Raw genomic sequence first — 14592 nt, forward strand, 5'->3', positions numbered from 1 at the left:
AGGGTTAGCTTTATTATTCTGAGCGTTATACGCCAATATAGTTGAGAATATCACTTTCTTCTGATGAATGCGTCATTCTATTCACATCTCTATCTAAGAAATTAGATCTCTATTTGTATTCATTTTTTATATAGCTCGTTTTTTAATCATAAAAAGACATTACAGAAAAAAATAAGGATAATCTCACCTGTTTTCACGTTTTCTCTGGTTTTTAGGCGCTCAAATCACTATAATCTCGCGCAACCTTTTTTTCCGCAAAAAAGCTTCTCTCGAAATTCAAGTAGCTAGGATCACAATATTATGAGCGAAAAATATGTTGTAACGTGGGATATGTTGCAAATACATGCCCGTCAATTGGCGCAACGTTTATTACCAGTCGAACAGTGGACAGGCATTATTGCTGTCAGCCGTGGGGGATTAGTCCCTGCTGCATTACTTGCTCGTGAATTAGGTATCCGTCATGTAGATACAGTTTGCATTTCTAGCTATGACCACGATCATCAGCGCGACCTCAAAATCTTAAAAAAAGCAGAAGGTGATGGTGAAGGCTTTATCGTTGTTGACGATTTAGTTGATACTGGTGGTACTGCTAAAGTTATTCGTGACATGTATCCAAAAGCGCATTTCGTCACTATCTTTGCAAAACCAGAAGGGCGCCCTTTAGTGGATGATTTTGTGGTTGACATTCCGCAAAATACATGGATTGAACAGCCTTGGGATATGGGTGTTGCCTTTATTCCACCAGTTTGCGATCAAAAATAAGTTGATAGCATTCGTTTTGCTGTTTTAATTGAGATCCTCGCTTAGGCGGGGATTTTTGTTTTGAAGCTTTTTTCTCTTCCTCTTAATGATGTCTTCGTGCGATTGCTTGTCGTGATACACATTGTTCCAGTCAATTTCATGCTATGATAAAGCCAGACTTTTAAGCCCCTTTATACGATATCCACTGATTTGAAGAGTGATATGGCAAACAATACGAATCTTTCTGAAACTTTATTTAAGCCACGAGCAAAACACGCTGAAACCTCAACGCTAATTCAGTATACCCATCCAAAATCGAATATTAATACCTATAGCGTGCTTAATGGTACGAGCCAACAAAATTGGTATCGAACTATTCAACGTTTACTGTGGATTTGGCGTGGAATTTCTCCTATTGAGATAGAAGAGGTGTTAAGCCGAATTGCGGTACAGGATGCCCCTCGTAGTGATGATAAATTTATTGATACTGTTATCGGGTATCGTAAAGGTGGTTGGTCATTTGAGTGGTCGCATCAAGCGATGATCTGGCAACAAAAAGCATTACGTGAAGAGTCTGGTGATGCCGCAGCAGATTGTTGGTTACAAGCCGCTCATCTTTATAGTATTGCCGCATATCCCTTTATTAATGGTGATTTTTTAGCGGATCAAGCCGTTATTTTGTCGATGAAAGCCTTTGAGAATGCGACGAAATTTTCTTCTTTTGAAGTCAAGAAACTGACATTTAAATTAGAAGGAAAAGGGACGACAACAGGTTTTCTACATTTACCCAAAGATTGTAGAGGCCCTTATCCTACCGTGTTATTTTGCGGCGGATTAGACGGCTTACAAAGCGATTATGTTAGCTTCTTCCGTGACTATCTTTCCCCTAAAGGTATTGCAATGTTAACTCTGGATATGCCCGCAATTGGTTATTCAGTAAAACAAAAACTAACGGAAGATACATGCCATTTACAAGGTGAAGTTCTAAAGCAACTTTCTGAAGTACCTTGGATTGATCATACTCGTGTTGGTGTGATGGGGTTTCGCTTTGGCGGTAATATTGCTGTGCGTTTAGCTTATATCTACCCAAAATTGATTAAAGGTGTTGTTGCCTTAGGTCCGTTGATCCACACTTTCTTTACCCAAGCTGAATTACAGAAAAAAATTCCTGTGATGTATCTTGATGTGTTAGCAAGCCGCTTAGGATTATGGAATATTGACGAGAATAATCTTCGATTATCGTTAAGCAGTTATTCTCTGAAAAACCAAGGTTTGATTGGGCGACGTATGCCTGTTCCTATGATGGGGGTTTATTGGAAAGGGGATGAAATGAGCCCTAAAGAGGATTCGCAATTAATTGCACGCTCCTCTATGGATGGTGACATTCTTGCTATTAATGATAAACCGCTTTATGAAGGTTTAGAGCTTGCGTTACAAAAAAGTGCAGATTGGATCTATGATAAATTAATATAATTAATTTTGAACAATAACTTGCTAATTATATTAGATTATATAACAGTAGAGTTTCTAAGGAGACTGAATTTATGACTTCATCTTTGAACCCTACCCGAGGTAAGTTATTAAAGCGTTTTGCTCAAATCGGACCTTATATCCGAGAGCAACAATGCCAAGAGAGCCAGTTCTTTTTTGACTGTTTAGCAGTTTGTGTAAATAAAAAAGTCGCGCCGGAAAAACGAGAGTTTTGGGGCTGGTGGATGGAATTAGAACGTAATAATGAACAGCTTATTTATCATTATCAAATTGGGCTATTCGATAAAAATGGTGATTGGCTCCATCAGAACATAAGTAAGAATGATGTTGTTGAGTCAATCAATGAAACACTTATTCGTTTTCATGAATTTCTTCAACTTGCGGTGAGTGAATTAGAGATGACACTCATCCCCGATGAAAAAATGAACAAATTTCCTCTTCCCATTCAGCCCTAATTTTGTGTTAGGGCAACTTTTCATAGATTTTGCGTTATGTCAGTTGGCATAACGCTTCTCTCCTGATAAAACTGTGTATTATCTTTTTAAATAATCAACAAGAATGGTAAATGTTATGAGTAGCAGCCAAACGCTGGTTGTTAAATTAGGGACGAGTGTACTTACTGGTGGTTCACGACGTCTGGATCAGTCTCATATTGTTGAGCTGGTTCGCCAATGCGCTAAACAACACGAAAAAGGGCACCGGATTATTATTGTCACTTCTGGTGCAATTGCAGCAGGACGTGAGTATTTGAATTATCCTGATTTGCCCGCAACTATTGCGTCAAAGCAGTTGCTTGCCGCTGTGGGGCAAAGTGCCTTAATTCAAGTATGGAAACAGTTATTTGCTATCTACGGTATTCATATTGGTCAAATGCTATTAACACGTGCTGATATTGAAGATAGAGAACGTTTCCTGAATGCGCGTGATACATTACATGCGCTGTTAGATAACCATATTATTCCCGTTATCAATGAAAATGATGCTGTTGCCACCGCAGAAATTAAAGTGGGTGATAACGATAACTTGTCAGCATTAGCCGCTATTTTAGGTGGTGCTGATAAGCTGTTATTACTAACGGATATTGAAGGGCTTTACACGGCTGATCCTCGTAGTAATCCAGATGCTAAACTGATCCCTGAAGTTTTTGATATCAATGATGAGTTACGCCAAATGGCGGGTGATAGCGTATCTGGTCTAGGCACGGGTGGTATGGCAACAAAATTGCAAGCAGCAACCGTTGCAGGACGCGCGGGTATTGATGTTGTTATCGCCGCCGGCGTACAACCTGAAGTTATTGCCAAAGTGATCAATGATGAACCTGTTGGAACATTATTTCATGGTTTACAAAGTCCATTAGAAGCGCGTAAGCGGTGGATCTTTGGTGCGCCAATTGCTGGTGTAATAGTAGTTGATGAAGGGGCTGAAAACGCAATTAAAGAAAAAGGTAGCTCCCTTTTACCAAAAGGTATCAAAGAGATTAAAGGCGATTTCTCTCGTGGATGTGTTATTCGCATTCAAAGTTTACAAGGTAAAGATCTCGCTCATGGTGTTGCGCACTATAATAGTGATGCATTGCGTTTAATTGCAGGGCACCATTCACAAGAAATTAGTCAAATTTTAGGTTACGAGTATGGCAGTGTTGCTGTGCATCGTGATGATATGATTGTTAGCTAAGGAGCCTTCTGATGTTAGAACAAATGGGTAAATCTGCAAGAGAGGCATCTTGGCATTTAGCTCAACTATCAACAGAGCAAAAAAATCAGGCATTATTAGTTATGGCTGATTTATTAGAACAACAAGAAGCGTCAATTCTTGCAGCAAATGAAAAAGATATGCAAGCGGCTCGCGAAGCCAATATCAATGCCGCTATGCTTGATCGTTTATTACTTAATTCAGCACGTTTAAAAGCGATCGCCGATGATGTTCGACAAGTGTGTCGCTTAGAAGATCCTGTGGGTCAAGTTATTGATGGTCGTATGCTAGATAGCGGTTTACGTTTAGAGCGTCGCCGTGTGCCGCTGGGTGTTGTGGGTGTTATTTATGAAGCTCGCCCTAATGTTACGATTGATGTTGCTTCTTTATGTTTGAAAACAGGTAATGCGGCTATTCTTCGTGGCGGAAAAGAAACTTATCACACTAACCAAGCGGTTGTTGCGGTTATTCAACAAGCATTAGAAAAATGTGGTATTCCAGCCGGCGCTATTCAGGCAATTGATAAGCCTGATCGTGAGTTAGTCGCTAAAATGCTAAAAATGGATGAGTATATTGATATGCTTATTCCACGAGGCGGAGCAGGGCTGCATAAACTTTGCCGTGAACAATCAACCATTCCAGTTATTACTGGTGGTATCGGTGTTTGCCATACTTTTGTGGATGAGAGTGCAGATTTAGAAAAAGCATTAACGGTTATCGTAAATGCAAAGGTACAACGTCCAAGCGCGTGTAATTCTTTAGAAACGCTTTTAGTACACGAGAATATTGCAGATCTCTTTTTACCACAGTTAAGCGATGCTATGGCAGCTCAAAAAGTGACTTTACATTCAAGTGAAAAGGCATTGGCAGGGCTGAAAAAAGGCGTCGCTACTGTTGTTGATGTGAAAGATGCAGATTATTGCGATGAATGGTTATCACTTGATTTAAATGTAGAAGTGGTAAGTGGTTTAACTGAAGCAATTAGTCATATTCGTCGTTATGGTACTGCACACTCTGACGCTATTTTAACGCAATCTATTGCTAATGCTGATCGCTTTGTTCGCCAAGTTGATTCGGCTGCGGTGTATGTTAATGCAAGTACGCGTTTTACTGATGGTGGACAATTCGGTTTAGGTGCCGAAGTTGCTGTTAGTACACAGAAATTACATGCTAGAGGCCCAATGGGATTAGATGCTCTAACGACCTATAAATGGATTGGCTACGGCGATAATACAATTCGTAGCTAATTGTTAATATGAATAAATAAGCCATACTTTTCTAAAGTGTGGCTTTATTTTTTTGTTACATCAGGTATGATATTTTATACTTTACAGCATGTAAATTTTTAATTACACCCCTAAAAGGGAACACACTATGGAGATAGTGCATTTTATGGATAGTACAATTTACCTTATCGGACCTAGAGGTGCAGGCAAAACAACAGTAGGTAAAGCACTTTCCCTTGCGTTAAATTATAGATTCATTGATACAGATGATTGGATAACTCAAAAATATCAACAAACTATATCGACTATGGTTCAAGAGAAAGGTTGGGATTTTTTTCGACAAACTGAGTCAGAAGCGCTCGTCCAAGTTAGCCAACCTAATCAAGTTATCTCAACAGGTGGCGGTATGATTTTGGCAGATCAAAATCGTGCTTATATGAAATCTTCTGGTGTTACTATTTATTTACAGGCATCTCTTGAAACTTTAGTTGAGCGTTTGTCCCAAGATCCGAATGAAGCACAAAGACCAAGTTTGACGGGGAAAACGTTAGTTTCAGAAATGAATGACGTTTTGGTTAAACGTGAACCTTTATATTTGCAATGTGCTGATATTATTGTGGATGCTGGATTACCTATTAATGAGATTATTGAGGCAATTCTCGCAAAACTCACGAAATAATTAAGAAGTCGTCTGATATAAAGGATAAAACAGGGAACATCTATTTTATTTTCATCACATCCTATTTATAGTAAGGCTAATTATAGCAAAATGAGATATGGATATGATGTTGATAGCGTTTTTTAAAACACTATTTAAATTCTTATTTAGAATAAGAATTGAAGGACTTGTTAATCAGTTTTCACAATATGAAAAATGTATAATTACACCAAATCATACTTCTTTTATTGATGGTATATTATTACGCTTATTCCTGCCTATTAATCCTGTGTTTGCTGTTTATACCTCTGTTGCTTCCGCAAAAACGACAAGATGGTTAGGTCGTTATGCTGATATCGTACCTTTAGATCCCGCCAACCCAATGGCTGTTCGTCAGTTAGTTAAAGAAGTGGATAAAGGTCGTCCTGTTGTGATTTTCCCAGAAGGAAGGATCACAGTAACAAATGGTTTGATGAAAATTTATGAAGGTGCTGCTTTTATTGCCGCAAAATCAGGCGCTAAAGTTGTTCCTGTTAGAATTGAAGGAGCTGAATTCAGCTATTTTTCACGAGTACGTAAAAGCTTACGAGTAAAATCTCAATTCTTTCCTAAAATCACCATCAAGGTACTTCCTGCTGTTGATTTACCGATGCCAAAAGCTGAAAAGTCTTCTGAGCGTCGCCGATTAGCGGGTGAAGCCATGCGTGACATCATGATGGAAGCCATCATGCAAACGCGCCCTAATATCACGCTATATGAAGCATTTTTACAGGCAATGTCTCAATATGGTCGATTTAGTCCGCTAATTTCTGATATCAATCTAAAAGAAGATTCTTATCAAGGGTTACTGAAAAAAACGTTAGGGATCAGCCGATTAATTGAGCGCTATACAGAGCCCAAAGAGCGTATCGGTTTACTGCTTCCAAATACAACCGTCACTGCGGCTGCACTATTAGGTGCAACAATGCGTCAACGTGTTGTGGCAATGCTTAACTATACGGCGGGTAGTTTAGGTGTACAAAATGCGATGAAAGCCGCATCAATCAAAACCATTTTTACATCACGTCAATTTTTAGAAAAAGGGAATTTATTACATATTCCTGAGCAAACCCCAGAAGCGAATTGGATTTATCTTGAAGATCTAAAAGATACTGTTACCAGTGAAGATAAACGCTGGGTCCTCAAACACCTAGTTACGCCTAAAAAAGCGATGTTACCGCAAGACGCACATGATGCAGCCGTTATTCTATTTACATCAGGCTCTGAAGGTACGCCTAAAGGTGTTGTTCATAGTCATTCAAGTTTATTGGCTAATGTTGATCAAATTCGCGCTATTGCTGATTTTTCACCGAAAGACAAATTTATGTCAGCATTGCCGTTATTCCATGCATTTGGTTTAACCGCTTGTTTACTGACTCCAATTTGCTTGGGGGCGCGCGTTTTTCTTTACCCAAGTCCGTTACACTATCGAGTTGTGCCTGAATTGGTCTATGACCAAAACTGTACGGTGTTGTTTGGTACATCAACTTTTTTAGGAAACTACGGAAAATTTGCCCACCCTTATGATTTTGCCAGAGTCAGATATGTGGTTGCTGGAGCTGAAAAGCTTTCTGAATCGACTCGTGTTTTATGGCAAGAGAAATTCGGTATTCGTATTTTAGAAGGTTATGGTGTAACAGAATGCGCACCTGTTGTTTCAATCAACGTGCCTATGAGTGCCAAAGCTCATACAGTGGGGCGTTTGTTACCCGGTATGGAAGGGCGCTTAATTCCAATGAATGGTATTGCCGAAGGCGGTAGACTACAACTACGTGGTCCTAACGTAATGATGGGATATTTACGCGTTGAATCACCTGAAAAACTGGAAGTCCCTGTCGCAACCAATGCTGAAGGTATTGACGAAGAAGGTTGGTACGACACTGGTGATATCGTTGCTATTGATAGTGAAGGTTTTTGTACTATTAAAGGGCGTGTAAAACGCTTTGCAAAAATTGCGGGTGAAATGGTTTCTCTTGAGGGTGTTGAGCAACTTGCACGTAAAGCATCTAAAGGTGAGCACGCCGTTGTGACTATAAGTGATAAGCGCAGAGGTGAATCATTAGTCCTGTTCACAACCGATAAGCAATTAGATCGTAGTACGCTGTCAGCATTGGCAAAATTGGAAGGTGTTGCTGAAATTGCTGTACCAAAGGATATTCGTTTTATCAAAGAAATTCCTGTTTTAGGAAGTGGGAAAACGGATTTTGTCTCATTGAAAAAACTTGCTGAACAGGAAAATAACTAATGTCAGAGAATATTAGCCAGCCTCCTTTAATGAGTAAAGGAATGAAAGCGGTATTGATATCGCAATTTCTTTCTGCTTTTGCTGACAATGCATTATTGTTTGCGATCCTCGCTCAGTTTAAATCGGCGCTTTACCCAGAGTGGAGCCAGCCTGTTTTACAAATGGTCTTTGTGCTGGCTTTTATTCTCTTAGCACCTTTTGTGGGACAGTTTGCTGATCGTAATCCTAAAGGTAGGGTTATGCTCAGTGGCAACCTTTTAAAATTCGTAGGTGCATTTCTTATTTGTGTAGGCTCAGACCCTTTCCTTGGTTATGCCTTAGTCGGCATTGGCGCAGCTGTTTATTCTCCTGCTAAATATGGCATTTTGGGTGAATTAACAGATGGCGAGCGTTTAGTTAAAGCAAATGGCTTAATGGAAGCATCTACCATTGCTGCTATTTTACTGGGATCAGTCATAGGCGGTTTGCTCTCAGATTGGAACATTGTTTTTGCATTAGGTGTTTGCGCGGCAATGTATGCCTTAGCTGTATTTGTTAACTTTGGTATACCTAAATTATCAGCAGCTCAAATTGGTCGTGGTTGGAACATTAAAAAAATGTTTATTCAGTTTCTTGAAGCTACACGTACTTTATGGGCTGATAAAGAAAGTCGCTTTTCTTTAGTGGGAACCAGCATGTTTTGGGGAGCGGGAGTCACATTGCGTTTCTTACTGGTTCAATGGGTACCTATTGCTTTAGGTATGACTGATAATACGACACCTACTGTATTAAATGCGATGGTTGCCATTGGTATTGTGGTCGGTGCTGGATTAGCCGCTAAATTTGTGACACTAAAAACAGTACGCCGCTGCATGCCTGCCGGTATTTTAATTGGTCTTGGTGTTGTTTACTTCTCATTGCAAACTTCAATTATTCCATCCTATCTAATCCTTATCATCATCGGTGTTTTTGGTGGCTTCTTTGTCGTTCCTTTGAATGCGTTATTACAAGATAAAGGAAAGCACAGTGTGGGTGCTGGCAATGCTATCGCTGTACAAAACTTAGGTGAAAATACGGCAATGCTATTAATGCTTGGATTATTCTCACTGGTTACGAGCATTGGTGTCTCTGTCGTTGCTATCGGAATTGGCTTTGGTGCTATCTTTGCCTTAGCAATTGGTGGTTTATGGTTATGGGATTGCACCAGAAAAAAATCTTAAACAGTGAGATTTAGAATAGAGGTTAGATGAACCTTAATGATAAATTACGATGAAATGACCCGCCTAAGTATTGAGGTGGGTAAAGCGTTAATTGAAAAGAAGAGTACGATAACAACGGCTGAATCTTGCACTGGCGGATGGATTGCGAAAATTATCACGGATATCGCAGGAAGTTCTGAATATTATCACCGTGGCTTTGTAACATATAGCAATGAAGCAAAGCATGAAATGATAGGTGTTGATGAACAAACTTTGCTTAAATACGGCGCGGTGAGTGAAGAAGTCGTTCTTCAAATGGCTAAAGGGGCACTACTAACAGCTAATGCAGATTTTGCAGTGTCTGTTAGTGGTATTGCCGGACCCGGTGGTGGGAGTGAAGAAAAACCTGTTGGTTTAGTTTGGTTCGGCTTTGCAATGAAAACACCAACAGGTATTCAAACTACGGCAAAACACTGTATATTCAGTGGTTCACGAGAGCAAGTAAGAGCTGAATCTGTTGTTTTTTCTTTAAAATCAATACTTAAAGAAATTATTAATAATTAACTTGATACTGTATGATTATACAGTATAATGAATTTCAACAAGCAAAATCATATACGTTTTAATGGTAGTGACCCATATTTATGTTTCACTGCCCAGAGGGAGATAACATGGCTATTGATGAAAACAAACAAAAAGCATTGGCCGCAGCACTTGGTCAAATTGAAAAGCAATTTGGTAAAGGGTCTATCATGCGTCTGGGTGAAGATCGTTCCATGAACGTTGAAACCATCTCTACGGGTTCTTTATCATTAGACGTTGCTTTAGGTGCTGGTGGTTTACCACGTGGTCGTATTGTTGAAATCTATGGCCCAGAATCTTCTGGTAAAACTACCTTAACTCTACAAGTTATCGCAGCTGCTCAACGTGAAGGCAAAATTTGTGCATTTATCGATGCTGAGCACGCTTTAGATCCTATCTATGCTAAAAAGCTGGGCGTAGATATTGATAACCTGCTGTGTTCTCAGCCTGATACTGGTGAACAAGCCTTAGAAATTTGTGATGCATTATCTCGTTCTGGTGCTGTTGATGTTATCGTTGTTGACTCCGTTGCCGCTTTAACACCAAAAGCAGAAATTGAAGGCGAAATTGGTGATTCGCACGTTGGTTTAGCGGCTCGTATGATGAGCCAAGCTATGCGTAAATTAGCGGGTAACCTGAAAAACTCAAATACATTACTTATTTTCATCAACCAAATTCGTATGAAAATCGGTGTTATGTTTGGTAACCCAGAAACCACAACAGGCGGTAATGCACTTAAATTCTACGCTTCTGTACGCTTAGATATTCGTCGTATCGGTTCTGTTAAAAACGGTGATGAAGTTGTTGGTAGTGAAACACGCGTTAAAGTGGTGAAAAATAAAATTGCAGCACCATTTAAACAAGCTGAATTCCAAATTATGTATGGCGAAGGTATCAATACCTTTGGTGAACTGATTGATTTAGGTGTTAAACATAAATTGGTAGAGAAAGCGGGTGCATGGTACAGCTACAATGGTGAGAAAATTGGTCAAGGTAAAGCCAATGCAACAACTTACCTAAAAGAACACCCTGAAATGTACAATGAGTTAAACACAAAATTACGTGAAATGTTATTAAATCATGCTGGCGAATTTACTAGCGCAGCTGATTTTACTAACGATAGCGATGATGCAGCAGATATTGAAGAAACAGAAGAATAATTCTTTTGCCAATGCCTAAATTGCTAAATTGAATGCGTATTAAAACATATTACGATTATCGTAGTTGTAAAACACTAGTCAATTAATGTGATTTAACTCACTTAAAAAGGAAGCTATAAAAAGGCTTCCTTTTTGCTATATGTCGTATTTTTTATTCAAAATAGGGTTAAAATTAGCCTTATTTTGTTTTCTTCCTATAAAAAATAGCCTTTAACACTACTTTATTTAATATAACGATATTTTTTACTAATCTATTTTTTTTAGTTGTATGAAATTTTATATAGTGAAATTTTGGTGATATATTCTTATCAATAATTAATCTAAATAAGAATCATTACGATAATCTGGTTGCACCAGATAGTAAATAATTGACATATAAAGATAAATATCTTCAAGATATTTGGATCTAATTTAAATTGTATTTAAAGGTTTGTTGAGATGTAAGGTGAATTTTATACTGACAAGCGCTTTTATTTTAGTAAGTTATCGTGCTCTTAATATCTTATTTAAGTAATAGTGCTTATGTGTTTATAACTAATTACCATGAGAAAAAGAGATTATTTGTAGAAAAGAAACGTATAGAGAGTAATTCCATAAAAGATCAGTAATAACAAATACTTTTTAATAATTACAAAATGAAAATACTTTCAGTTGTTAACATTTCCCAAGATAATTGCTCTTAAATAGAGAAAAGTCCCATTCTCAGATAACAATCCCACTTTCAGAAAAAAACTAGACGATTTACAATGTCAACACGAATAAGTTTATCGGGGGTTTTACTTCTGACAGAAGAAATTCTATCTTATCCCTACTTATGTATTCGTTGGCTAAGTAGAGGTAACAATAAACCTCCTCTAACTAGATTTCTAATTTCTGTTTTTCCAGCTTGATTTCGGGATAATTATGAGCAAAAGCACCGCTGAGATCCGTCAGGCGTTTCTCGACTTTTTTCATACTAAAGGACATCAAATAGTACCTAGCAGTTCTTTGGTTCCAAATAACGATCCAACATTGCTGTTTACAAACGCAGGGATGAACCAATTCAAAGATGTATTTCTTGGATTGGATAATAGACCTTATTCCCGAGCGACAACCGCGCAACGCTGTGTGCGCGCTGGTGGTAAACATAACGATTTAGAAAATGTAGGTTATACCGCTCGTCACCATACCTTTTTTGAAATGCTAGGTAATTTCAGTTTTGGTGACTATTTCAAACATGATGCAATCAATTTTGCTTGGGAATTATTAACAAGCAAAGAGTGGTTCAACTTACCTAAAGAAAGACTTTGGGTAACCGTATATGCCACAGATGATGAAGCTTATGATATTTGGAATAAAGAAATTGGTATTCCAGCAGAAAGAATCATCCGTATTGGTGATAACAAAGGCGCACCATTTGCATCAGATAACTTCTGGCAAATGGGGGATACAGGCCCTTGTGGACCTTGTACAGAAATATTTTATGATCATGGTGACCACATTTGGGGCGGACCTCCAGGATCACCAGAAGAAGATGGCGATCGCTATATTGAGATCTGGAACATCGTCTTCATGCAATTTAACCGTAAGTCAGACGGCACAATGGACCCATTACCAAAGCCTTCTGTAGATACTGGTATGGGATTAGAGCGCATTACAGCTGTTTTACAGCATGTAAACTCTAACTATGACATTGATTTATTCCGCTTGTTAATTGAATCAGTTGCTAAAGTAACTAATGCATCAGATTTAAGTAATAAATCATTACGCGTTATTGCAGATCATATTCGTTCTTGTTCATTCCTTATTTGTGACGGTGTTATTCCTTCTAACGAAGGTCGTGGCTATGTATTGCGTCGTATTATTCGTCGTGCAGTACGTCATGGTTATATGCTTGGCGCAAAAGATACCTTCTTCTATAAGTTAGTAGCTCCATTAATTGAAGTTATGGCAGAAGCTGGTGAAGAGTTAAAACGTCAACAAGCTATCGTTGAAAAAGTATTAAAAACGGAAGAAGAGCAGTTTGCTCGTACATTAGAACGTGGTCTTCAACTATTAGATGAAGAGCTTGCTCAATTAACAGATGACGTTCTTCCAGGTGAAACTGCTTTCCGCCTTTACGATACTTATGGTTTCCCTATCGATTTAACCGCTGATGTTTGTCGTGAAAGAAATATCAAAGTTGATGAAAAAGGCTTTGAAATCGCAATGGAAGAGCAACGTAAACGTGCTCGTGAATCCAGCGGTTTCGGTACTGACTATAATAGTTTAATCAAAGTGGATAGCCGCAGTGAGTTCTCTGGTTATGATCATGATGAACAGCAGGGCACAATTACCGCTATTTTCCATAACGGGCAATCAGTCACTGAATTAAAAGCAGGTGAAGAAGGTATTATCTTCTTAAATAAAACCGCATTTTATGCAGAGTCTGGTGGTCAGGTTGGTGATAAAGGTGTTCTAACAGGTAAAGATAGCCTGTTTGAAGTCACAGATACGCAAAAATACGGTAAAGCTATTGGTCATATTGGTAAAGTTAACGTAGGGTCATTTATTGTTAACCATAAAATCAATGCCACTATCGATATTGCTCGTCGTGATGCTATTCGTTTAAATCACTCTGCTACACACTTATTGCATGCAGCATTGCGCCAAGTTCTGGGTACGCATGTTACTCAAAAAGGTTCTTTAGTTAACGATAAGTATCTGCGTTTTGACTTTTCTCATTTTGAAGCGGTTAAACCAGAACAATTACGACAAATTGAAGATATTGTAAATGCGCAAATCCGTCTTAACTCACCAGTTGTCACTGAGTTAATGGATCTTGAAGATGCAAAAGAAAAAGGTGCGATGGCGCTCTTTGGTGAAAAATACGACGAACGAGTTCGTGTTTTAACCATGGGTGACTTCTCTACTGAGCTTTGCGGCGGTACTCACGCTTCTAGAACGGGTGATATTGGTTTATTCCGCATTGTCAGTGAGTCAGGTACGGCAGCTGGTATTCGTCGTATTGAGGCGATTACTGGTATTGCAGCAATTGAGAGTATTCATGAACAATCAGATCTTATCTCTCTTGTTGCACAAGTTCTAAAAAGCGATGGTACAAACTTGGTCGAAAGAATCAAAACAGTCCAAGAAAAACATCGTTTATTAGAAAAAGAACTTCAACAACTAAAAGATCAGCAAGCTGCTCAAGAGAGTTCCTCTTTAGGTAGCCAAGCTAAAAACGTGAAAGGTATCAAACTTTTAGTTCGTGAGCTTAATGGTGTTGAGCCAAAAATGTTAAGAACAATGGTTGATGATTTAAAAAATCAATTAGGTTCTGCAATTATTGTGCTTTCTACTATTTCTGATGGTAAAGTGAGCTTAATTGTTGGGGTCACTAAAGATTTAACTGCTAAAGTTAAAGCTGGTGAGTTAATTAGTTTTGTAGCACAGCAAATTGGCGGTAAAGGTGGCGGTCGCCCTGATATGGCTCAAGCTGGTGGTACTGACGTTGAAGCCTTACCTGCAGCTTTGGCAAGTGTTGACGAGTGGGTTGAATCGCATCTGTAAGCGATAGCAACCTGAAAAAAGGCGCTATCCCTGTTAGTGTAGGGATAAC

The 14592-nt window shown here is 38.7% G+C and carries 11 protein-coding genes; all 11 read left to right on the forward strand.

All coding sequences use genetic code 11. From position 1 onward, the window contains the following. The first annotated feature begins 300 nt into the window (after positions 1-300). The 11 genes from gpt to alaS all read left to right on the forward strand — a co-directional run bounded on the left by gpt (position 301) and on the right by alaS (position 14543). On the forward strand, positions 301-762 hold the full coding sequence (gene gpt, locus AB4J89_RS13610) for a xanthine phosphoribosyltransferase (RefSeq protein WP_023580994.1): 462 nt from the start codon (positions 301-303) through the stop codon (positions 760-762). Positions 763-963: 201 nt separating this feature from the next. Further along, the gene (gene frsA / locus AB4J89_RS13615; protein ID WP_088493497.1) at positions 964-2214 is read left to right on the forward strand and encodes an esterase FrsA; all 1251 of its coding nucleotides are present in this window, start codon (positions 964-966) and stop codon (positions 2212-2214) included. 71 nt (positions 2215-2285) lie between these two features. Then, entirely contained in the window at positions 2286-2687 is a 402-nt protein-coding gene (gene crl / locus AB4J89_RS13620) for a sigma factor-binding protein Crl (RefSeq protein WP_075672399.1), read from the forward strand. A 115-nt stretch (positions 2688-2802) separates the two neighbouring features. After that, positions 2803-3906 carry a glutamate 5-kinase gene (gene proB, locus AB4J89_RS13625; RefSeq protein ID WP_036911879.1) on the forward strand — a complete coding sequence of 368 codons (1104 nt, stop codon included), beginning with the start codon at positions 2803-2805 and terminating at the stop codon, positions 3904-3906. Positions 3907-3917: 11 nt separating this feature from the next. Continuing rightward, positions 3918-5171: a glutamate-5-semialdehyde dehydrogenase gene (locus tag AB4J89_RS13630; protein ID WP_368469605.1), complete on the forward strand. Its 1254-nt coding sequence runs from the start codon at positions 3918-3920 to the stop codon at positions 5169-5171. A gap of 145 nt (positions 5172-5316) precedes the next feature. Continuing rightward, complete coding sequence (gene aroL / locus AB4J89_RS13635; RefSeq protein ID WP_088493495.1) at positions 5317-5829, forward strand: shikimate kinase AroL; 513 nt, start codon at positions 5317-5319, stop codon at positions 5827-5829. Between the two features lie 103 nt (positions 5830-5932). Continuing rightward, positions 5933-8092 (forward strand): bifunctional acyl-ACP--phospholipid O-acyltransferase/long-chain-fatty-acid--ACP ligase, encoded by a 2160-nt coding sequence (gene aas, locus AB4J89_RS13640; protein WP_368469608.1) that lies wholly within the window; start codon positions 5933-5935, stop codon positions 8090-8092. Further along, on the forward strand, positions 8092-9291 hold the full coding sequence (gene lplT, locus AB4J89_RS13645; RefSeq protein WP_088493493.1) for a lysophospholipid transporter LplT: 1200 nt from the start codon (positions 8092-8094) through the stop codon (positions 9289-9291). Before aas ends, lplT begins: the two co-directional genes overlap by 1 nt. Before the next feature lie 36 nt (positions 9292-9327). Further along, complete coding sequence (pncC, locus tag AB4J89_RS13650; protein ID WP_088493492.1) at positions 9328-9834, forward strand: nicotinamide-nucleotide amidase; 507 nt, start codon at positions 9328-9330, stop codon at positions 9832-9834. 107 nt (positions 9835-9941) lie between these two features. Beyond that, the gene (gene recA, locus AB4J89_RS13655; RefSeq protein WP_311755409.1) at positions 9942-11012 is read left to right on the forward strand and encodes a recombinase RecA; all 1071 of its coding nucleotides are present in this window, start codon (positions 9942-9944) and stop codon (positions 11010-11012) included. Positions 11013-11915: 903 nt separating this feature from the next. Beyond that, positions 11916-14543: an alanine--tRNA ligase gene (gene alaS, locus AB4J89_RS13660; RefSeq protein WP_311755410.1), complete on the forward strand. Its 2628-nt coding sequence runs from the start codon at positions 11916-11918 to the stop codon at positions 14541-14543. Positions 14544-14592 lie beyond the last annotated feature (49 nt).

Origin of the sequence: Proteus sp. STS61-E, assembly GCF_040932335.1 — a bacterium.
Taxonomy (GTDB): domain Bacteria; phylum Pseudomonadota; class Gammaproteobacteria; order Enterobacterales; family Enterobacteriaceae; genus Proteus; species Proteus mirabilis_B.